General features: G+C 68.8%; 14 protein-coding genes and 1 pseudogene. 12 read left to right on the forward strand and 3 right to left on the reverse strand.

What is annotated here, in order from left to right:
- Nucleotides 1-7: 7 nt before the first annotated feature.
- The gene (locus tag ACIBJH_RS22615; protein ID WP_399118649.1) at nucleotides 8-490 is read left to right on the forward strand and encodes a hypothetical protein; all 483 of its coding nucleotides are present in this window, start codon (nucleotides 8-10) and stop codon (nucleotides 488-490) included.
- 13 nt (nucleotides 491-503) lie between these two features.
- Here ACIBJH_RS22615 and ACIBJH_RS22620 read toward each other — a convergent pair whose 3' ends face one another.
- Together ACIBJH_RS22620 and ACIBJH_RS22625 are read right to left on the reverse strand one after the other, a co-directional pair.
- Nucleotides 504-1,568 (reverse strand): hypothetical protein, encoded by a 1,065-nt coding sequence (locus ACIBJH_RS22620; protein ID WP_399118650.1) that lies wholly within the window; start codon nucleotides 1,566-1,568, stop codon nucleotides 504-506.
- Between the two features lie 7 nt (nucleotides 1,569-1,575).
- Complete coding sequence (locus tag ACIBJH_RS22625) at nucleotides 1,576-2,085, reverse strand: hypothetical protein (protein ID WP_399118651.1); 510 nt, start codon at nucleotides 2,083-2,085, stop codon at nucleotides 1,576-1,578.
- On the opposite strand from ACIBJH_RS22625, the gene ACIBJH_RS22630 reads away from it, so the two are divergent.
- From ACIBJH_RS22630 to ACIBJH_RS22640, 3 genes are all read left to right on the forward strand, one after another.
- Entirely contained in the window at nucleotides 2,084-2,500 is a 417-nt protein-coding gene (locus ACIBJH_RS22630) for an organic hydroperoxide resistance protein (protein ID WP_399118652.1), read from the forward strand. The genes ACIBJH_RS22625 and ACIBJH_RS22630 overlap by 2 nt on opposite strands.
- Nucleotides 2,501-2,563: 63 nt before the next feature.
- Nucleotides 2,564-3,610, forward strand: coding sequence for a methyltransferase (locus ACIBJH_RS22635; RefSeq protein WP_399118653.1), 1,047 nt, complete (start codon nucleotides 2,564-2,566; stop codon nucleotides 3,608-3,610).
- A gap of 26 nt (nucleotides 3,611-3,636) precedes the next feature.
- The gene (locus ACIBJH_RS22640; protein WP_399118654.1) at nucleotides 3,637-4,593 is read left to right on the forward strand and encodes a GlxA family transcriptional regulator; all 957 of its coding nucleotides are present in this window, start codon (nucleotides 3,637-3,639) and stop codon (nucleotides 4,591-4,593) included.
- 4 nt (nucleotides 4,594-4,597) lie between these two features.
- On the opposite strand, the gene ACIBJH_RS22645 is transcribed toward ACIBJH_RS22640, so the two are convergent.
- A complete protein-coding gene (locus ACIBJH_RS22645) occupies nucleotides 4,598-6,520 on the reverse strand; it encodes a glycosyltransferase family 2 protein (RefSeq protein ID WP_399118655.1) in 1,923 nt (640 codons plus the stop codon).
- A 243-nt stretch (nucleotides 6,521-6,763) separates the two neighbouring features.
- Here ACIBJH_RS22645 and ACIBJH_RS22650 point away from each other — a divergent pair, with 243 nt between their 5' ends.
- The 8 genes and pseudogenes from ACIBJH_RS22650 (at nucleotide 6,764) to ACIBJH_RS22685 (ending at nucleotide 22,434) form a co-directional block, all read left to right on the forward strand.
- On the forward strand, nucleotides 6,764-8,320 hold the full coding sequence (locus ACIBJH_RS22650; RefSeq protein WP_399118656.1) for an integrin alpha: 1,557 nt from the start codon (nucleotides 6,764-6,766) through the stop codon (nucleotides 8,318-8,320).
- 32 nt (nucleotides 8,321-8,352) lie between these two features.
- On the forward strand, nucleotides 8,353-11,958 hold the full coding sequence (locus tag ACIBJH_RS22655; protein ID WP_399118657.1) for a LamG-like jellyroll fold domain-containing protein: 3,606 nt from the start codon (nucleotides 8,353-8,355) through the stop codon (nucleotides 11,956-11,958).
- Nucleotides 11,959-11,990: 32 nt separating this feature from the next.
- Nucleotides 11,991-18,899 carry a polymorphic toxin-type HINT domain-containing protein gene (locus ACIBJH_RS22660; protein WP_399118658.1) on the forward strand — a complete coding sequence of 2,303 codons (6,909 nt, stop codon included), beginning with the start codon at nucleotides 11,991-11,993 and terminating at the stop codon, nucleotides 18,897-18,899.
- 1,575 nt (nucleotides 18,900-20,474) lie between these two features.
- Nucleotides 20,475-20,858: a type II toxin-antitoxin system RelE/ParE family toxin gene (locus ACIBJH_RS22665; protein ID WP_019886780.1), complete on the forward strand. Its 384-nt coding sequence runs from the start codon at nucleotides 20,475-20,477 to the stop codon at nucleotides 20,856-20,858.
- On the forward strand, nucleotides 20,855-21,193 hold the full coding sequence (locus ACIBJH_RS22670) for a helix-turn-helix domain-containing protein (protein WP_399118659.1): 339 nt from the start codon (nucleotides 20,855-20,857) through the stop codon (nucleotides 21,191-21,193). Before ACIBJH_RS22665 ends, ACIBJH_RS22670 begins: the two co-directional genes overlap by 4 nt.
- A 35-nt stretch (nucleotides 21,194-21,228) precedes the next feature.
- Nucleotides 21,229-21,444: pseudogene (locus ACIBJH_RS22675) on the forward strand (helix-turn-helix domain-containing protein); the annotation flags it as partial.
- A gap of 230 nt (nucleotides 21,445-21,674) precedes the next feature.
- Nucleotides 21,675-21,989, forward strand: a complete 315-nt coding sequence (locus ACIBJH_RS22680) for a hypothetical protein (protein WP_399118660.1) — start codon at nucleotides 21,675-21,677, stop codon at nucleotides 21,987-21,989.
- A gap of 7 nt (nucleotides 21,990-21,996) precedes the next feature.
- The gene (locus ACIBJH_RS22685) at nucleotides 21,997-22,434 is read left to right on the forward strand and encodes a hypothetical protein (protein WP_399118661.1); all 438 of its coding nucleotides are present in this window, start codon (nucleotides 21,997-21,999) and stop codon (nucleotides 22,432-22,434) included.
- The last annotated feature ends 66 nt before the right edge of the window (nucleotides 22,435-22,500 follow it).

The raw sequence follows: 22,500 nt of genomic DNA on the forward strand, positions 1-22,500 counted from the left end.
GTTGCGCGTGGGATACAAGGAATCCTTCTCCGGGCTTGGTCCGGCTGAATTGCTCGGCTTTGTCAAGAGCGAGGCGCGCGATGCACTTGGTGGTGAAGGCAACGCCTGGATCCGGCTGGTGGACGTCGCCGCGGCCGGTATGCGGAGGAGCCCGCGGGCTGAGGACCGTGCGCTGTACGCGGAAGCGGCGTTCGGTGCGCTTGACGGGATGCGGGCTTCTTCAGCGGTTCCGGACGGGAGATGGGCGGTCATGGCGGTCAAGGTCCGGGTGGATCGGACTCTGCTGTCCGACCGTTCGGGCCCGGAGAGGAATCTCGACGCATCCGCCGCGTACGACATCGTACTGGGGCAGACGAATGCCGTTGGATCGCATGCGCCCGACATCAGGCGCATGGCATCGCAGCTCGCTCGTGTGCAGGAGTATCTGACGGCTGAGCAGCGGAGAACGGTCAGGGCCTGGGCCGATCCGGATCCGGGTATCCAGGCCTGACGCGGCAGCCGGGTCACCCGGCCGGCTCGGAGAGATACGGGAAGTGGTCCAGGAGCGGCCCGTGTTGGAGGCCCGAGGAGAAGTCCTGGTTCACGATCATCTTGATGATGTTGGACGCGATGTCCTCCCGTACGCCCTTGCCGTTGCGCGGGCCGCACCAGGGGTTCCAGTCGGCGACGGTGCCGGGGGTGAACGTGAGGACGCTCGGGAGGAGCGCGTCCGCCGCCCAGGCGCCGTAGGCCCGCGCGGTGGGGAAGCGGTGGGGGCCGTGGCCGTAGGTGCCGCCGGCCTCGACGACCGCCGCGATGTTGTCCCTGACCTGGCCCCAGATTCCCGAGGCGGGGGCGGTCGCGGGGTGGGCGGGCCTGCCCTTGAGGTCGTCCGTGGGGACGCTCGCGTTGTAGTCGACGTGCGCCGAACCGCCCGCGAAGTCGAAGAACGTGGTCATGTTCGGCTCGGCGGCGCGCTGGAGCTGGGCCCAGGCGTTGTGGCCCTTGTCGAAGTACGCGGTCGTCGCCCAGAAGTGGAGCCGGCCGCGGCCCGTCACCTCCACGGGCACCTCCAGCACGAAGGATCTGACGGCGGTGTTCGCGAAGTCGTCGTGGGCGGGACGCAGCGCGTCGAGGTCGGGGAACGTGCCCGTCGCCAGCGCCCTCGTCGTCGCGACGGGGAAGGGGATGAAGTTGTAGAACGGGTCACGGCGCCGCCCGGCGAAGAGCTTGATGCCGTGACGGCATTCGACGACCTCCCCGACCGGGGCGTCGGGGGGTGTGATGACCGTGCCCGAGGGGGTGCGGTCGGTGGCCGCGGTCCCGGTGAGCTGCTCCACCCGGACGTGCTGCGTGCCGTCGGCGCCGATCGGGAAGGTGGCGCGAAAAGTGAGGTCCTCGACGTGGTCGCCGTCGGTGTCGATCCTCAACTCGTAGTAGCCCGCCGGGTTCCAGGGCTTGCCGTCGAGCGGCGAGGTGTTCATCCCGAAGACCGTGCGCGGGCCGTGACGGTCACCGGCCCCGGCGAAGCAGTAGGCGTCGGTGATGTCCAGCGTCTCGTCTTCGGGGTAGTCGAAGTGGTGGGACATGGTGCTCCTAGCGGATCCGGGGGGCGCGGGCGTACGGATTGCGGGCGAACGGCTGCAGCGCGAGCGTGTAGAACCGGCCCCGGTACGGAGCCTCGTCCGTGCCGCCGAACTCGCCGTACAGCCAGAGGAAGGGCAGCTTCCCGGCATCCCGACTCACGCGGTCGGAACGCCCGTTGGTGTGCAGCAGCTTGTACCAGCCCTCGGTGAAGCCGCTCAGGACCGCGACCCGGGTGGGGGCGCCGCGTGCGGGGAGGACCGACGCGTCGACCGTGCTGCCGTCGGCCGCCGACAGGTACGGCCACGCCGAGCGGGCCGAACCGGCGTACGGACCGGTGTAGAAGTCCCGGACGGGGACGGCCTCGACGCCCGCGGGCAGCACCAGACGGGTGCCCGGGGTGAGCAGCGGAGCGTGGTACCGCCGCTCCCGGCCGCTCGCCGGCTCACCGGTGACCGTAGGTTCGTCGTGCGCCGGGGGTCCGGCGCCCCGTGAACCAGCAGAGGAAGCAGTGCGCACCATGAACGCTGTCTACACCGCGGTCGTCACCGCCAACGGCCGGGACGGCCGCGCCACCAGCACCGACGGACACCTCGACGTCCGCCTCGCGTTCCCGCCCGCGCTCGGCGGCGACGGACAGGGAACCAACCCCGAGCAGCTCTTCGCCGCCGGCTACGCGGCCTGCTTCACCAGCACGCTCGGCGTCGCGGGCCGGGCGGCGAAGGTGCCCACCGGCGACATCTCGGTGACCGCCGAGATCGGGCTCGCCAAGGACGAGACGGACGGCGGCTTCGCGCTCACCGCGGTGCTGCGCGTCAAGCTGCCCGAGTCCCTGCGGAACGAGACCGGCCGGAAGCTGGTCGAGCAGGCGCACGCGGGCTGCCCGTACTCCAAGGCCACCCGCGGCAACATCCCGGTCGAACTCGTCGTGGAGTAACTCCCGCCCACCACCTGACAGTTCGTGACGGCAACGTGCCGTCGCCCGCCAGAGGAGATCGATTTGACCAGCGCACAACCGTCGCCGCCCCGCCCGGCGGAGTCCCACGGCCACGACCATGAGCGCATGATGGGCATGGTCACGGGCTTCTGGGTCACCCAGACGGTTCGGGCCGCCGCCTTGTACAACCTCGCGGACCACCTCGCGTCCGGGACCGACACCGCCGAGGCGATCGCCGAAGCGGAGTCCACCGATCCCGACGCCACCCGCCGCCTGCTGCGCACCTGCGCCTCCCTCGGCCTGATGACCTCCGAGGACGGGCGGCACTTCACCGGAACGTCCCTGCTGAGCACACTGCGGCACGACGACCCGCACTCGCTTCGGCACTTCGCCATCTCCCAGTCCGCACCGGGCCATTGGCTGCCGTGGGGCAGGTTCCCCGAAGCCGTCCGCACGGGCCGGCACCAGGTGCCCGCGGCCCACGGCGAGGAGAACATCTTCGACTACTTCGCCAAACACCTCGACGAGGCGTCCTCCTTCACCGAGTCGATGAGCAACCTGTCCCGCGCCGCCGCCCTCGACATCGCCGAGGTGCTGGACACCAAGGGCGTCACCCTCGCCCTGGACATCGGCGGAGCCGGCGGTGACGTCGTCCTGGCCATGATGCGGGCCAACCCCGAACTCGACGGCGGGGTCCTCGACCTGCCCCACATCGTCCCCGCCGCCGCCGAAGCCGCCCGGGCCGAGGGGCTGGAGGAGCGATTCACCACCGTCGGCGGCGACTTCTTCGAGTCCGTTCCGGCCGCCGACCTCTACGTCCTCAAGTACATCCTCCACGACTGGGACGACGCCCAGTGCGTCCGCGTACTCCGCAACTGCCGGGCGGCGCTGACCGAGGGCGGCCGTGTCGCGGTCGTCGACCACCTGGTCGGGGACACCGGGCAGCCCGGGCTCGCGCCCCTGATGGATATGAACATGCTCGGCATGACCGGCGGCCGGGAACGCCAACTCACCGAATTCGACGCTCTGTTCGCCGCGGCCGGCCTACGGCGGGTCAAGGTGGGCACCGCCGGGGCCTTCGCCGTCATCGAGGCCGAGCCCACAGCCTGACCCCCCCGGAGAGAAGAAGCCCCGCCATGCACGTAGCAGTCGTCGTCTATGACGGGGTCTTCGACTCCGGGCTCGCAGCGATCCTCGACATCCTGAGCAACGCCAACGCGCTGGGCGGACAGATCCACCGGCCGCCGACCTGGGACGTGACCATGGTCGGCGCCACCCCGTCCGTACGGACCGGGGCCGGGCTCACCGTGACGCCCGGCTCCCTCGCGCACGCGGAGCGGACGGACCTGCTGGTCGTACCGGCACCGGCGGAGAGCGATCCCTCGGCGCTGGTCGAGCATGTCGCGGGTGACGCGTCCCGGCCCGTTCGCGACCTGATCGCCCGTACCCGCGCCCGCGGCACGACCATCGCCTCCGCGTGCGCGGGCACCTTCCTGCTGGCCGAGGCGGGGGTGCTCGACGGACTGCGCGCCACGACCACCTGGTGGCTGTCGCCGGCCTTCCGAGACCGCTATCCCAAGGTGCGGCTGGACCACAGCCGGATGGTCGTCGGCAGCGACGGCATCACCACCGCCGGCGCCGCCTTCGGCCATGTCGACCTCGCACTGTCGATCGTCCGGACCGGCAGCCCCGCGCTCTGCGACCTCGTCGCCCGCTACCTCGTGGTCGACGAACGCCCGTCACAGGCGGCGTACACCATCGCCAGCGCCCTGGCCCAGAGCGACCCCACGGTCACCGCCTTCGAACTCTGGACCCGCGAGCATCTGGCCGACCCCATCAGCATCCTCGAAGCGGCCAAGGCCGTCGGCGTCAGCGAACGGACCCTGCAACGCGCCGTGCGGCGCGCCGTCGGGACGTCCCCCATCCGCTTCGTCCAGGACCTGCGGATCGAACGCGCCTCCCACCTGCTGCGCTCCACCGACCTGTCGCTCGAAACGATCTCCCGGAAGGTCGGCTACGAACACCCCAACACCCTGCGGGTGCTCCTGCGCGAACGCACCGGCAAGACCACGTCCGCCCTGCGCGGCAGGTGACTCCTCAGCGCCCCAACCGCCTCCGTACTCGCCGCACTTGACGGTTGTCCGCCACCGAGTCCAGGAGCCGTCGCCCGCCGCCCGCCTCGTACGCGGGGCCCTCCAGGCGCAGCACCGTGCCGTCGCGGACGACGGCGTACGCGAGCGGCTCGGCCGTCTTCGGGAGGTTGACCGGGTGGCGGCCGGCGGGGAGCTTCAGGCGGGCGGGGAGGCGGAGTTGGGCCGTGTGCGTGCCGGGGGCCGGGAGCAGTTCCGCTTGTACTCCGAGCGTGCCCACGGTGACCTTGACGCGGACGGGGGCGGAGTCCGGTGTCGCCGCCACGTACGGCAGGGGGAGCGAACGCCCCTTGGCCCGCGCGGAGTTGGCCGCGGCGGCCGTAGCCGTGTCGGGGCCGAGCTTGCGCTGACGCTGGTCCACGTCGAGGGCCAGTTGCCCCTTGATGGTCCAGTAGGGCAGCGCGATCCGGCCGCCGGTCAGCGCCGGACCCGCCGCCGGGCCGTCGCCCGACACCCGCACCATCCGGTCCACGCCCAGGAGTTGGACGTACGCCCACACGTCGTGGACCCCGCGCTCCAGCGGGCGCCCGCCCGCCAGCCGCTCCGGATCGAGGGACAGCCGTCCGGCGGCGATCACCTGTGAACGGCCTTCGCCCAGCGGCCGCAGGCGTACCTCCAGGTCGCCCTCCGGATACCACCAGTCCTCGCGGTCCCGGTCCTTCACCACCAGTTCCGCGTACGCCAGCCGGAACGGGTCGGGAACCTCCCAGCCGTTCTCCGTGCCGGGTACTCCGTCCACCAACTCGGGGTCCAGGTACAGCTTTTCGTCCCGTTCGACGAGGACGAGGGGTTCGCCGTCCCCGCGCAGCAGGTCCAGCGTGACGTCGGCGACCAGCCGGCCGTCCTCCCAGCGCGGTTCACCGACCTCGGTGCGGACCTTCACCTCACGGACGCGTTCGGCGAGCGCGACCGCGCCGTCGAAGTCGCCGGATTCCAGCAGGTGGGCGCGGAGCCGGGAGACCGCGGGCAGGCCTTCACGTACGGCTGCCGGGAACTCCTCCACGGCCACTTCGCGCGCCGCCTCGAACCGCTGCCGCTGCTCGGCCGGGTCCTCGCGGAGGATCTCGGGCTCGCGGGTGCGGGAGAGGATCTCCACGTGGTAGAGGCGGTGGAGGAGCCGGTTCTGGAGTGCGTCGATGTCGTCGGACGCGGGTGTGCCGTCCTTGATCTGGCGGACGACGGTGCGGGTGTTCGGCCAGAAACCGTGGCGTGGGTTGAAGCGGTGCTGGGTGTTGTTGCCGCCGTCGTCCCTTTTCATCCAGTAGTAGACCGGATAGTCGGCAAGGATCGAAATGCGTTCCGCCTTCAGATAGGCGGCGCTGACGAAGGCCAGATCCTCAAGAATCCAGGGCCCCTCCGGAAAGCGAAGTCCGTGCTCCTCGATGAACGCGCGCCGGAACATCTTGTGCGGCGACATGCTCTGCGTCAGCTCGTCGTTCTCGATCGTGCAGGCGTCCACCGTGTGCCGGAACAGCCGCCTCGGCCGCACCATCGTGCTGGACATCTTGCCGAGGACGACATCGGCGTCGTTGCGCTTCGCGTGCTCGTACAGCCGCTCAAGGGCCTCGGGCCCGAGCGTGTCGTCATGATCGACGAACTGCACGTACTCGCCCCGGGCGTGGCGCATGCCGAGGTTGCGCGGGGCGCCCGGCCAGCCGGAGTTGGGCTGGGTGTGCACCTGGACGTTGGGGTGCTCGGCCGCGATCTTCTCCAGGCGGCTCAAGGTGTCGTCGGTCGAGCCGTCGTCGACGTAGATGACCTCGTACTCGTCGGCCGGCAGGCTCTGCCCCAGCAGTGACGGCGCGCACTCGTCGACGTACTTCCCGGTGTTGTAGACGGGGACGATCACGCTGACTTTGACTCTCGGCATTCCACGGACTTTACCCGGCGGTGAAACCACGGTGAACCTGAGCTTGCCGGCTTGCCTGGAGATGCGCGCGGTGCGGCTTTCGCCCCGGAGGCGAGGTTGGTCACACTCTGTGCGATTGCTATGTACAGCCGGTTTTCGAAATGGTCTTGACGGTCTTTATTTGACTCGTATTTAGTCTCCTCTTACGTCATTCATAGGGTGTCCTTACCAAGGTGCACCCGAAGGGCCAACGAGGGGTGGGCTGTGCGTACGCGTACGCATCTGGCCGGGGGGCTGGCCGGTCTGGCCGGGCTGTTCCTGGCCGCCATGGGGGTCGTGACACTGGCATCGCCACCGGCGGTGGCGGCCACGTGCACGGCGGGAACGGCGAACGACTTCAACGGCGACGGAGTGACCGACACGGTCCTCGCCGACCCGGACGCCACGGTGAACGGAGCCAAGCAGGCGGGACTCGTCCGCGTGGTCCTCGGGGGCGGCAAGGGGGTGTCCGAGATATCCCAGGCCACCACCGGAATGTCCGCGACACCGGAGACGGGCGACGGCTTCGGGGCCTCCTACGACACCTACGACGCCGACGGCGACGGCTGCACCGACCTGGTGGTGGGGACACCGTTCGAGGACGTCGTGAAGAGCGGCGTCAACCTCGTCGACGCCGGGGCGGTCTACGTCGTCCACGGCACCCCCACCGGCATCGGCGCGGGCTCCGCGATCACCGCGTACACCCAGGCCGGGTTCGACGCGAACAGCTCCACCGAGGCGTACGACTGGTTCGGTTTCGCCCTGGAGGCGGGCGCGAACGCGAGCGGTACGCCGTACCTGGTGGTCGGGGTCCCCGGCGAGAACGTCACCGTGGGCGCCACCACCTACGGGGACGCGGGCTGCATCGAGTACTCCCAGGGCACCACCACGATCGGCATCAGCGAGAAGGATCCGGGAGTGCCCGGCGAGGTCGAGACGAACGACAAGTTCGGCTACTCGCTGGCCGGGACCAACCGCTACTTCGCGGTCGGCAGCCCCGGAGAGGCCATCGGCGACGAGGAGTTCGCCGGCGGGGTGGCGGTCTTCAGCCACACTCTCTCGGATGGCATGCCCACGCCACTTCTGGGTCTGGACCAGAACAGCACCGGGATCGCCGGCACGGCGGAGGCCGGTGACGGCTTCGGCAGCTCGGTCTCCATGACCGGTTACCGGCCGAGCGACCAGACGTACAACTCCGACGTGCTGCTCGCCATCGGAATGCCCGGCGAGGACGTCGGGACGCTGGCGGACGCGGGCGGCGTGCTGGTCGTGCGCGTCCAGCCGACCGGCGCGTACACCCAGGTCGCGGCAGCCGACGGCAACGCGACGGACGCCGAGGGCGACGCGGCCGCGGGCGACTTCATGGGCCAGCGGGTGGCGATCGCCAACACCGACACCGCCGTCGTGACCGTCTCGGCCAACGTCCGCCTCGCCGTCGGCGAGCCCGGCAAGGACACGGCCACCGTCAAGGACGCGGGCGCCGTCCACATCTTCCGGCCGCTCGACACGGCCATCGGCGCGGCCGACAGGGAACTCACCCGCGGCTCGGGGCTCCCCGGCACCGCGACCGCCCGCGACTACACGGGCATCGCACTCGGCGCGGGCAACACCAACCTCTATGTCGGCGTGCCCTACAGCAAGGCCTCGGACACGTCCAAGGGCGTCCTCTACGTCACGCGCTGGACGGACGTCGACGGCACCACGAGCGTCGGCACGACCACCTACCAGCCGGGCGCGGGCGGCCTGCCCGACACCGACACGGCACTCGGGGCGATCCGATGAACGCGGGGTCCAGGAGAAGAAGGCGCGACACCATGAACACCCGTAAGAGATCCGGCCACCGCTCCCTGGTGGCGGCCGCCGCCATCGCGGCCCTGCTGACCCCCGGCCTGACCGCCGTTCCCACCCCCGCCGCCGAGCGGACGGTGTCCGCCGACACCGACAACAACGCGTCCCTCTCCCCGACCGCGGCCCGGACCAAGGCCAAGAAGTCCGGCAAGCCGGTCGAGATCCAGAGCCTGCGCGACGAACGCAGCACCACCGTCGCCAACCCCGACGGCACCTTCACCACCAAGCAGTACGTCCAGCCCGTCCGCACCCGCGTCGACGGCGAGTGGACGGACATCGACACCACCCTGGTCCGGCAGAAGAACGGCACCCTCGCGCCGAAGGCCGCGCTCACCGCGATGTCCTTCTCCGGCGGCGGTGGCACGACTTTCGCCACGATCCAGAAGGACGGCCACGCGCTGTCCCTCGACTGGCCGACGAAACTGCCCGAGCCGAAGACCGACGGCTCGACCGCCACCTACCCGAACGTCCTGGACGGCGTCGACCTCAAGGTCACCGCCAGTGCCGAGGGCTTCTCGCACGTGCTGGTCGTCAAGACCGCGAAGGCGGCGGCCGCCCCGGCGCTCGCCGCACTCCAACTCCCCTTCGACACCGACTCGGTGACACTCGCCGAGGACACGGAGGGCGGCCTCACCGCCACCGACCCCGGCGCCGGCGGCGCGGTCTTCGAGGCCCCGCAGCCGGTGATGTGGGACTCCAGCCACGGCACGGAACAGGCGCCCGCCGCCGAGGAGAGCACCCAGACACCGCCCGAGGGGGCCCAGGTCGCCGACGTCGGCGTGGACGTCTCCTCGGACACGATGACGCTCACCCCGGACGCGGACCTGCTCACCGACGCGGACACCGTGTACCCGGTCTACATCGACCCGGTGGTCAAGACCGCCAGCCGCAGCAGCTGGACCATGGTGTCGTCGTACTACTCCTCCTCGGAGTTCTGGAAGTTCGACGACGACGAGGGCGTCGGCCGGTGCCCGTCCGACGTGTCGGTGCGCTGCGCCAGCTCCACCGACGTCAAACGGCAGTTCTTCGCCATCCCGACCGGCACCTTCGCCGACAAGGACATCATCGACGCCGAGTTCGCGGTGACCCAGGTGTTCACCTACAGCTCCACCGCCCGCGAGGTGCAGCTCGCCCGGGTCAACAGCACGGGCGCGAGCGCCATCAACTCCGCCACCAACTGGTCCAACCAGCCGTCCTCCAAGGCCACCGTCGACACCAAGTCGCCGACGGAGAACGCCGGTTCGTGCACGTCCACCAACCAGAACGTGCGCTTCGACGCGACGAGCACCGTACAGACCGCGGCCGACAAGGGCTGGGACACCACCACCTTCCGGCTGAAGGCCGCGAGCGAGTCCGACACGTCGTACTGGAAGCGGTTCTGCGGCAACGCGTACCTCTCGGTGCAGTACAACCGCCCGCCGCTGGAACCGGACCAGGACGCCCTGACCATGAACCCCGGCGACAGCTGCGAGTTCGGCAAGGCCACCGAGCACTACGTCACCAAGGCCCCGAAGGCGTACGCGGTCATCAAGGACTACGACCACGGCGACACCGGCTCCAACAGCGAGACCCTGCAAGCCCAGTTCAAGGTCTGGTGGACCAACTCCGCCGGCGTCGAGGTCGTCCACTACGCGACCACGGCCAAGAAGACCACGGTCGACGCGAGCAAGGACGGCCAGACCGGCCAGGCCACCTTCTCCTACACCATCGGCGACGACCTGACGGGCGACGGCGAGGCCGGCTTCACCGTCCCGCAGAACACCACCGTCGCCTGGGCGGTGCGCGGCTACGACCAGCAGGCCTACGGCGCCTGGTCCACCGACGGCACCCAGACCCGCTGCGAGTTCATCTACGACACCAGCAAGCCCGCCTCGGCCGTCATCACCTCGGCCCTCTACCCGGACGACGACGCCTGGCACGCCGGTGTCGGCGACTACGGCGACTTCACCATGGACTCGCCGGCCACCGACGTGGCGAGCTACGCGTACTACTTCACAGGACCGCAGGCCGACAGCGCGAAGCGGACCGTGGCCGCCGAGTCCACCGGCGGCCCGGCGACCGTCCGCTGGATGCCGCCGAGCGAGGGCTCCTACGTCCTGCACGTCACCGCCGTCGACGGCGCGGGCAACGCGCAGAAGACACCCACCGCGTACGTCTTCCTGGTCAGCGACGGCCGCGCGCCCGTCGCCGCCTGGACCCTCGGCGACGCCAAGGGCGCCACCAAGGCGGACGGCAGCAGCGACACCCCCGACGCGAGTGCCGGTTCCGGAGTGACCTTCGGCGCGGAGGGCCCCCTCGGCTCCACCGACACCGCCGCCTCCCTCGACGGCACCGCCAACGCCTACCTGGACTCCGGCACGGCCGGCGTCGACACCGGCAAGACCTTCTCCGTGAGCGCCTGGGTCATGCTGCCCGCGCTGCCCACCTCGAACGTCACCGTCGTCAGCCAGGACGGCACCGCCCAGCCCGGCTTCGAACTCGGCTACGACGTCGACACGGCGTCCTGGACCTTCCGCATCCCCGTCAGCGACATGGAGTCGCTCGGCACCTGGAAGGTCTCCGGTGCCGCGGCCGTCGCCGGCAGCTGGACCCACCTCATCGGGGTGTACGACGCCGAACTCGCCAAGATGATGCTGTACGTCAACGGCGTCCTCGTCGCCGACGACGTGCAGAACCGCCACACCACGTGGAGCGCGACCGGCGGTGTGCAGATCGGCCGCAAGCTCGCCCTCGACGGCTACGTCAACAACCTCAAGGGCAGCGTCGCCGACGTCAAGCTGCACGACCGGGTCATCCCGCCCACCGAGGGCCAGGAGCTCGGCGGCATCCAGCCGCACCAACTCGCCTACTGGCAGCTCGACTCGGCGACCGGCGGAGTCTCGCCGGAGACCGCGGGCGGCACCGGGCTCACCCTCGGCGGCGGCGCCTCCATCTACGTACCGGACGACTCCTGCGACCCCGAGGCCGACCCCGACTGCGTGCCTCCGGCCGAACCCCTGTGGGGCGACGGGCACTTGGTCCTGAACGGCACCGACGCCTACGCCACCCGCGCCGCCACCGGACCGCTCACCGCCCAGGACAGCTTCACCCTCACCGCCCGCGCCCGGCTCGCCTCGGCGAGCCCGACGGCGGACGAGACGGTGCTGTCGCTGTCCGGTGCCAACGGCAGCGCGATCAAGGTCAAGTACTCGGCGTCCCAGGCCCGTTGGCAACTGGTGGTGACCGACGCGGACTCCGCCGCACCGGTGACCACCACCCTGCTCGACAACGGTGACGCACCGCGCTCCACGGGCGACGGCGACCACCTCGCACTGGTCTACAACGCGGTCTTCGGCGATGTGCTGCTGTACGTCAACGGCGTCGCCGCCGTCGACGCCTCCTGGGACAACACCTGGGACTTCAGCACGACCAGCCTCCAGGTCGGCCGGGCGCTGACCGGGACGGCGGCGGGCGAGTACTTCTCCGGCGCCATGGACGAAGTGCGCATGTACCAGGGTCCGCTGGACGCCTCACTGGTGGCGCTCGTCGCCGGTCTGCCGGGCGGTTCCAGCATCGACGAGACCTCGGCCTGACCGGCCGTTCCCCTTATCAACTAGGAGAGTTGATGTCCCATTCTCCCTGGTACCGGTCCACCCGACCGGCCTGGCGGAGCGGTCGCCGACGGGCCGCGCTGGTCCTCGGACTGGCGTTGTCCATCGGGCTGCTCCCGCAGTACGCCCCCACGGCCACCGCCGACACCGGCCAGACCCGGCCCAAGACGCAGACCGACCTCGACGACCCGGTGCGTGGCGAGAACGCCACCGCCAAGACCTTCAAGAAGACCGACCAGGCCAAGAAGGCCGCCGTGAAGAAGACGGCCAAGGCGCACTGGCCGGCGGCCGGCAGCGCGGACGTCACCCTGTCGGGCAAGGCGGCCAAGGCCAAGGGCCTGCCGCTGACCGCGAAGGCGGCCGGCGGCACCAAGGGCGCGGACTCCGTCCGGGTCGAGGTCCTCGGCCGTAAGGCCACCGAGGCGGCCGGCGTCGACGGTGTGCTCTTCACCGTCGCCCGCAGCGACGGTGCGACCGCCGCCGGACCGGCCCAACTCTCCCTGGACTACTCGGACTTCGCCGACGCCTACGGCGGTGACTACAGCTCGCGGCTGCGACTGGCCACCTACCCGGCCTGTGTTCTGACGACCCCGGAGAAGAAGGCCTGCTCGACGCCGACGTACCTGAAGTCGACGAACGACACCGCCGGGCAGACACTGACCGCGACCGTGCAGGCGGCCGGTGACACCTCCGGCCTCTCCGGTCAGCTTCTCGAAGCCGACTCGGCGACCTCCTCGGCCACCGTCGTGGCGGCCACCGCCGGCAGCGGCGGCGCCGGCGGCGACTACAAGGCCACCAGCCTGACGCAGTCCTCGCAGTGGGGCGTCGACGCCAGTTCGGGCGCCTTCACCTGGTCGTATCCGATGGCCGTCCCACCGGTCCCCGGCAGCCTCCAGCCGAGCGTCGGCCTCAGCTACAACTCCCAGTCGATCGACGGCCAGACGGCGACCACGAACAACCAGGGCTCGTGGATCGGCCAGGGCTTCTCCTACGACCCCGGCTACATCGAGCGCAGCTACAAGGGATGCGCCGACGACGGCCACGACGCCACCAACGGCGACCAGTGCTGGGCGTTCGACAACGCCACGCTCTCCCTCACCGGCGGCGCCTCCGGACGGCTCGTCAAGGACGACACGACCGGCGCCTGGCGGATCAGCTCCGACGACAACTCCAAGGTCGAGCACCTGACCGGCGCCACCAACGGCGACGACAACGGCGAGTACTGGAAGATCACCACCGGCGACGGCACCCAGTACTACTTCGGCCTCAACCACCTCACCGGCTACGCCAGCGGCAACGAGGAGACCAACTCCACCTGGACCGCCCCGGTCTACGGCGACGACTCCGGCGAACCCTGCTACAACGCCACCTTCGCCGACGCCTACTGCACCCAGGCCTGGCGCTGGAACCTCGACTACGTCGTCGACCCGCTCGGCAACGCCCTGTCGTACTTCTACGGCACGGAGACCAACTACTACACACAGGGCCTGAAGACCACCGAGAACGGTAAGGCCTACATCCGCGGTGGCTACCTCAAGCGCATCGACTACGGCCAGCGCGACGGCAAGGCGTACTCCACCAAGCCGGCCGCCCAGGTCGTCTTCACCACCGCCGAACGCTGCGTCGGCTCCCTGACGGACTGCTCCGCCGACGCCCTCACGGACGCCACGGCCGCCGACTGGCCGGACGTCCCCTGGGACCAGAACTGCAAGGCGGCCACCAAGTGCCCCGGGCAGAACTCGCCCACCTTCTGGACCCGCAAAGAACTCACGAAGATCACCACCCAGATCCGCACCGGTGACTCGACCTACACCCCGGTCGACGTGTGGAGCCTCACCCACGTCTTCACCGACAACGGCGACGCGTCCAAGTCCCTGTGGCTGAGCAAGATCGACCACACCGGCAAGGTCGGCACCGACGCGACGGTCCCGTCCGTGGAGCTGTACGGCACCCAACTCCCCAACCGCGTCGACGAGTCGGGCGACAACCTCCAGCCCTTCTACCGCTTCCGCCTCTCCGGCGTGCTCAACGAGTCGGGCGGCGCGCTCAGCGTCAACTACGCGGCCAACCAGTGCACTCCGAGTACGGTCCCGGCGGAGGACTCCTCCACCAAGCGCTGCTTCCCGGTGAAGTGGAACCCGTCCGGCGCCACCGACCCGATCACGGACTGGTTCCACAAGTACGTGGTCGCCTCCGTCGTCCAGACCGACCTGACCGGCCAGAACGCCGACCAGATCACCTCGTACACCTACCTCGGCGACGCGGGCTGGCGGAAGACACCGGCCGACGGCATCAGCAAGTCCGAGTACCGCACCTGGGGCGACTGGCGCGGCTACGGCCGGGTCCAGGTCGTCACCTCCGACGGCAGCAACGACCCCGCCAACACCAAGACCGAGCACGTCTTCTTCCGCGGTCTCGACGGTGACGTCGACAAGGACGGCGACACCCGCTCGGCGACGGTCACCGACTCCAACGGCGTCTCCTACGACGACTCCGACTGGAAGGCCGGCCAGGAACTGGAGACGCTCACCTACAACGGCTCCACCGTGACCGAGAAGTCGGTGACGGTGCCGTGGACCGCGGTGACCGCGACGGAGACACGGGACTGGGCGACGTACAAGGCCCGTTACCTCGCCGTCGGCTCCACGGACACGTACACCGCGCTCGCGGCGGGCGGCTGGCGCCACACCAAGTCCACGACCACGTACGACGGTTCGACGGGCCGCGAGACGATGGTCGACGACGACGGCGAGGTCGGCGTCGCCGACAACCAGTGCACCCGCAACGAGTACGCGGACAGCGCGAGCGCGCACATCTATACGCTCGTCTCCCGGGTGGAGACGGTGGGCGTCGACTGCGCCACCACCCCCGACCGCACCAAGAACGTCATCTCCGACGAACTGACCTACTACGACGGCTCGACGACACTGGGCGCCGCCCCCACCAAGGGCGACATCACCCTGACCAAGCGTCTGTCGGCGTACAGCGGCACGACCGCCACCTACCAGACGACCGCCACGACGACGTACGACGACTACGGCCGCCCGCTGGTCGTGAAGGACGCGGACACGGCGTCCTCGTCGACGCAGTACACGTCCTCCACCGCCTACACGGACACCTACGGCCTGGCCACCAAGGCCACGGTCACCAACGTCGACGGCTGGACGACCTCGACGGAGTACGCCCCCGCCTGGGGCCAGCCGACGGCCAAGGTCGACCAGAACGGCCTGCGCACCGACCTCGCCTACGACGGCCTGGGACGCCTGGTCTCGGTCTGGTTCCCGGACCGTCCCAAGGCGAACTCGTTCACCCCGTCCCTCAAGTACGAGTACCTGATCCGCGGCGACGACGGCCCGACCGCCGTGCACACCCAGAAGATCGACAACGACGGGACGACGTACGGCAGCGAATGGGCCCTGTACGACGGCTGGTTGAGACCCCGTCAGAACCAGACGGAGGGCGAGGGCGGCCGGATGGTCGCCGACACGCTGTACGACGGCTCGGGCCGCGTGATGCAGGTGAACGACACCTACTACACCACCGGCACCCCGTCCTCGACGCTCTTCGACCCCAAGGACTCCGACCTCGACTCGCAGACGGTCACCGAGTACGACGGCGCGAGCCGCACGACCGCGAACGTCTTCAAGGTCCAGGGCACCGAGCAGTACCGCACCACGTACACCTACGGCGGCGACCGCGTCACGACCACCCCACCGCAGGGCGGCGTCAAGACGACGGTCGTGACCGACGCCCGGGGCCACGCGACGACCCAGGTCCAGTACCCCACCGACGGCGCCGCGGTCACCACGTCGTACGGCTACAACGCGGCGGGCCAGCTGAACCGGGTCACGGACAACCAGGGCAACAACTGGGCCTACACATACGACCAGTTGGGCCGTAAGCAGACCGCGTCCGACCCGGACACCGGCGCGTCCTCGTACACGTACGACGCGATGGACCGTCAGACGTCGGTGACGGTGAACGGCGACAAGACCTCGACGCTCTACGACGAACTGGGCCGCGCGGTCTCCACCTGGCAGGGCGAGGCGACGACCGGCACGAGGCTCTCCGTCACCAAGTACGACACGATCTACAAGGGCGAGCTGTACGGCGTCTACACCTACAAGGACGGCGCGGTCTACTCGTCGGTGACCTACCCGGTCCTGGACCCCGACAACGACTACGCCCCCCTCTCCACCAAGTACTACCTGTCCAAGACGGCCGAGCCGCAGCTGGGCGGGACGTACGAGTTCGGCGTCGGCTACAACGACGACGGCACGGTCCAGCACGACACCCTGCCCGCGGTGGGCGACCTCCCCGGCGAGTCGGTCTCCTACGCCTACGACGACCTCCAGCGCCCGACCGGTGTGAACACCTCGCTCGGGGGCCTGAGTTACGTCACGGACGCGTCCTACTCCCCGACCTCCAACCTGGAGTCGCTGGAGCTGTACACGGGCGAGTCGACGGCGAAGAAGACCCAGATCAACAACGTCTACGAGCCGGGCACGGACCGTCTGACCAACTCGTGGGTGCGGGTCGAGGGCGCGTCGAGCAACGCCTACGACGCGAACTACACCTACGACGACGCCGGCGACATCCTCTCCATCGCGGACACCCCGACCGGTGGCACGAGCGACGTCCAGTGCTTCTCCTACGACGGCCTGGGCCGGGTCTCCTCGGCCTGGACGTCCTCGGTCGCGTCGAACGACGCGAAGGGCACCGGCAGCACGGACGCGTCCTGCGCGTCGGGTGCGACGGCGTCGACGGTGGGCGGCGTCTCGCCGTACTGGACGGACTACGGCTACGACACGATCGGCAACCGGAAGAGCGAGGTCCGCCACGGCCTGAACGGCGCGGCCACGGCGAGCCGCTCCTACGTCTACGGCGACGGCTCCGGCCCGAACGGCACCGACTCGGGCCCGCACACGGTCTCGTCGGTGACGCAGACGACGGCCGCGACGGCCACGACCCCGCAGGTCACCTCCAAGGACTCGTACACGTACGACGCCTCGGGCAACACGGCGACGCGCGTCCTGGACGGCGACACCCAGTCGCTCGGCTGGGACAAGCAGGGCGAACTGACCACGGTCACGAACGCCGACGCGACGGTGACGACGTACAAGTACGACGCGTCGGGAGCCCGCATCCTCCGGGACACCCCCGACGAGAAGACGTTCTACCTGCCCGGCACCGAACTCCACTACGACAAGTCCACGGCCAAGGTCACGGCCACCCGCTACTACAGCTTCGCCGGCGCCACGGTCGCGATGCGGGAGGCGGACGGCGTCCACTTCCTCGTCTCGGACCACCAGGGCACGGCGCAACTGGCGATCGACGCGAAGACGGGTACCACGACCCGCCGCCGCATGGACGCCTTCGGTAACGAGCGCGACAACTCCACGTCGTCGACGACGGGTTGGGTCAACGACAAGGGCTTCGTGGGCGGCACGACACAGGCCTCGACCGGCCTGACCACACTGGGTGCCCGTGAGTACGACTCCGACACGGGCCGCTTCATCTCGGCGGACCCGGTGGTCGACTACACCGACCCGCAGCAGATCAACGGCTACGCGTACGCCAACAACAGCCCGGTCTCCCACAACGACGCGTCCGGGCTGCGCATAGCCGACTGCGTGGGCGGCTGGAACGAGTGCGGACCGGGGCCGGGCTATCAGGCGGCCGTGGCCAAAGCCGCGCAGGGCAGCGGCAGTTCCAGCTCGGGCGGCGGAGACACCACGTCCTCCACACCGGCCCGTGCGCAGGCGAACGCGGCCCAGGGGAAGGCGGACTCCGCCAAGCAGAAGGCGATCGCGATCGCCAAGGAACTCGGCAAGATCGCCGCCGACGAGCTGGGCATCACGGACGCGCTGGACTGCTTCACGACGGGCAACCTGGCCGCCTGCGGCAACACGGCACTCAACGTGGTCGGCTCTCTCATGGGCGGCGGACCGCTGGCCAAGCTGGTGAGGAAGTACGCGTCACCATTGAAGTGGGGCAAGGCGAGGAACCTCGCGAAGCGGATCTGGGGGCTGGGCGACAAGCTGCTCGACGACTTCAACGACTGGCGCAAGAGCCGGAAGGAAGCGAACCGGCTCGCCAAGATCGCCGAATCCTGCGAGAAACCGAACAGCTTCACGGCCGACACCAGAGTGCTGATGGCGGACGGCACGACCAAGGCCATCAAGGACGTCAAGATCGACGACGAGGTCCTGGCCACCGATCCGGAGACGGGCAAGACCAAGCCGGAAAAGGTCACCGCCGAGATCAAGGGCGTCGGCCTCAAGCACCTCGTCCACGTCACCGTCGACGTCGACGGCAAGCAGGGTGCGAAGACTGCGTCGGTGACCGCGACGGACCAACACCCCTTCTGGGTCCCGGAGTTGGGCGAGTGGCTCGACGCCACGGACCTCCAGGCGGGCGAATGGCTGAGCACCGGCTCGGGTGCGCGCGTCCAGATCACGGCGGTGAAGCGCTGGACGGCGCTCACGGCGACGGTCCACAATCTGACTGTCGGTGAGCTGCATACGTACTATGTGCTGGCGGGGGCTACGCCGGTTCTGGTGCACAACTCCGGTGGAACTCGTTGCGGGGTTTCCATCTACCGGACTCCCAAGGTTGGAAACGAGGCCAGCGAGGCTGCGCATGGGCCGGACCTATCCGCGCACCAGACCGGTGACCGATCCGTTTACTTTGGGGAGAAAAGCGTAGCGGCCGATTATCATGGAATTGGGAATTTCGCCAACGGGTCAGTTCGCTATGATATGCACCCGGACTTCTTGTCCGAGTTTTCTGACACGGCATTTCGGTATGACCGCAAGGGCCCTGGTGGGGCCGCTAGAATCGAATTTCAGATCCCGGTCGACCGGATGGATCGATTCAACGAACTGACGCTGAACAGAGAGTGGGAACCCGGAGTTGGATGAGGCCAGGATTGCTCTCGACGACGAACTTGACGTTCGAGTTGTGCAGGTTCATCCATGGGGCGTGGACGTCGTCACGGAAGGCGGGCAACGTGGATTGGTCGACTCGGTAAAGCTCCGGTCCGTGCGAGATTCGGGAGCGTTCCCGGAAATTGACGACGTCCTTCATGTAGTTGTTCTCGATGACGTTCGGTCGCCATTTCGGGCCAGTACTCTGGATATCGACATTTCAATAGCCAGAGGGTCGTACGAAGAATAGCGACTCCATCGGCATCCGACGCCACCGCCTTTGACGACCGCGGCCCGACCTCTCGGTGGAGAGGCGGGCCGCGGTGACATGACGATCGGGCGCTTCTAGAGCTTCTCGGGCGTCCGGATGCCCAGCAGCGCCATGCCTCGGTGCAACGTCCGCTATTCATGACGACCCGTATCTTGTGAAGGCGGCGGAAGGGGCCGGAAAGAATCAGCGAATCCAGAAGGAAATGGACGATCTAACTTGTCCGTCGGTTCCAGTTACCTTGCCTTGGTGCTTCAAAGGCTCACCTGGTCCACGTGGGCGCCCTTTCGGGCCGAGCCACACGGGCCCGTATCCGGCGGGTTATGGCGAGCAGCGGGCGGAGAGGGCCGCCGCCCGGTTTTCCCCTGGCCTTTCGACCTACCGGCCTTTGCTTCTTGGACCATCCTGTTCCTGCCGGGGACTTGGGCCTTCCTTGCGGTCGGCTTACCGGAACTGCTTCCGGACCCCGTCAGGGTTTCCGTGTTCCGCATTCCGAAGATGCGACTGGGGTGGGCGCCCCCTCTACCCCGTGGCCGGCGGTGTCTCACTTCCGGTGTTGCTTGCACCGAAAGCCGCTGGCGCCTCGCAGCGCCGGGCCCTACCCCACTGATAACAAGCCATCCGCGGGGGTTACATATACCGAGGCATTAACCAGGGGTTCACACGTGTTCGCCCGTCCAGTCTTCCCCTCGCCTGTGGCCCTCGATGGCCGAGACTCCCTTGGGCTTGAACGCTCAGCTTCACACCCCGCCGTTTCCAGCGACGCATGTGAGCGCGGGGACAAAAATCGAGACACTAATTCGGAGGAAACCCTTGTCTGAACCTCTCCACGAGAATCACCTCACTTCCGAAAATGCGACCTCACGTCGCACAGCAAGTTGTCGCCCACGACCGTCCTACGGCCGGATCGCAGGCACAGGGCCGACCAGGGGGCCGACCCTCACGCCCGCCGCCGGACTCGCCGAGCGCGGTGGCCTGCGTCGCCTCCGGCGGGGAGCGAAGCTCCCGGCCACCCGTCGGAGGCCGCCCCCTCCAGCCCCGGCCCCGAGCCGCCAGACTGGGCGACGCACCCGCCCGGCCGTACGCTGCCTCTCCCGCTCGGGCCCGATCCTGCCGAAAGAAGCCGCCCCCTGCGCCGCCTCGGCAGGTTGCCGCTGGCTTGCGGGCGGCGCCGTGGCATCAGGACGAGGAGGGGGAGTACGGGGGTGTGCGACGCTGGAGTGGCTGCGGTCGCGGCGACGGCACACGACCTGAACTACGAAGTCGCGCTCTCGCACTCCGTGCCATATATCATCGGCGTTATGGACAGTGGGCGGTACTCGATCGAGATCGAGCCGGAGGTGCGGCTGTGGCTGGAGAACATTCCCGCCCATCACTACAAGCAGGCCGAACGCGTCGCCGACCTGCTTGCCGAGCAGCCCACCACGCTCGACGAACCGCACTCCCGCCACCTGGGCGGCAAGCTCCGCGAGCTGCGCTTCCGCCTGGGCGATGCCCATCAGCGGATCACCTACTGGCTGGCGCCCGGCCGACGTGTCGTGCTGCTCACCGTGTTCCGCAAGACCAAGATGCGCGAGCAGGCCGAAGTGGACCGCGCCCATGCCGCACAGCGATTGTGCGAGGCAGAGCATGAAGCCGCCGCCGAGCACGACCTCTACAGCCGCAACCTCAAGGAGAACCGATGAACCACAGTGAATGGAGGACCCGTCGCCACCGTCAGTTGCTGGGCGAGCACCTGGACGCTGACCCCGAGTACGACCGGGTCTACGAAGAGGCCGGCCTGGCCATGACGTTGGGCAAGGCCGTCTACGACCGGCGTAAGCAGCTGGGGCTGAGCGAGGCCGACCTCGCCGATCGTATGCACGTTGACGTTGATGACATCGAAGGCATCGAGACGGCCACCGAGCTGCCGCCCATCGCGGTCATCATGCGCCTGGCCCGCGCACTGGACCTCACGGTGGACGTACACCTCGCCGGCGGAGACGAGCCCACCGTCACCATCGTCGCCCCAGCGGCCTGAGGCGGGGAGGAACCATGCAGGACCCGCCTTACGCGCTCGCCCGGGAGCTCGGCCAACTCGTCCACGACCGGCGCATCGAGCTCGGGCTGTCCCAGGCCGAGCTGGCCGAGCGGTGCGGGATGAAGCAGCCGCAGATCTCCCGCTTCGAAGGCGGTGGGACCGTGCCCACGCTTCCCCTCCTGCGCCGTCTGGCTCAGGCTCTCGGCGCCGACCTGTCCATCAGCCTCACCCCGCACGACAAAGCCGCTTGACACGCATTCGGAATTCGTGGAATTCCCCAGGCGGTGTAGACCGCTGACGGCAGTGGCGACGGCAACACCAGCAGAATCCAGCGCACGAGCACGAACATCCGGCGACTGTCAAATCACCCGCTGACCAGCAAACTTGCAGGTAGGAGCGGCCCGACCTTCACACGTACTATGTGGTGGCAGGCAGGACGCCGGTACTCGTCCACAACTGCACTCTGATCAAAGAGCCGCACGTGCACGTCGACACCTTGAACGAGGCGCGTGACAAGGCCAGGGAGCTGGCCGGACTGGGTGATGACGCCGTCCCGTTCAAGCAGGAACTGGGTCCCCTCAAGGACCAGATCTACTCGGGAATGCAGAGCCCGGACGGACTTCGCGGCTGGCGAATGGACTTCGATGACAAATCCCCCAAGGGGGTTCATATCAACTACTGGGACAAGACCAGTGGCCCGAAGCGCAGTTCCGGCTGGAAGACGGGTGCGGTCGTCATCAACGGTCTGACCGAGGGTGACTACCGTGCAATCATCAACAGATTCCCTCACATCTAGGTCGTACGTGAACTACATCGACAGCGAGCACCTGACTCAGTGGGTTGATTCGGGGCGGGCATCGATCGCATCGGCGAAAGTCTGCGCGGCTTTCCATGACTTTCTTCTGGGGCTCCCCTGGCTGCCGACGAAGCTGGACTGGGAGGAGATCGAGCACGACACGGTAGATCTGTCGGAGTTGGGCGATGCCGATCTGGCGACGTTGGTGAGGCAGTACCCGCTGGGCGGTCATCCGTATCTGCTGGCCATGTTCACCCCCGACCAGCCGGGGCTGATCTGCCGGACCGAGGACGGAATCACCAACCTGGATCACATCTACTGGAGGGCTCAGGGTTTCCGATACTTCTGCGGCGTCGACATGACCTCCGACGGGGAACTGGTCTATCGCCACGAGGATTTCGGTGAGTTCGACGGCTTCGCCAAGCTGACCCTTCCCGTTCCCTAGGAAACGAGGCGGCCCCACCGGTTTCATGACCGGTGGGGCCGCGCTTTTCGGGTCCGCGGATCCCGG

It is taken from the genome of Streptomyces sp. NPDC050548 (assembly GCF_044457385.1).
In the GTDB taxonomy this organism is placed as follows: Bacteria; Actinomycetota; Actinomycetes; order Streptomycetales; family Streptomycetaceae; genus Streptomyces.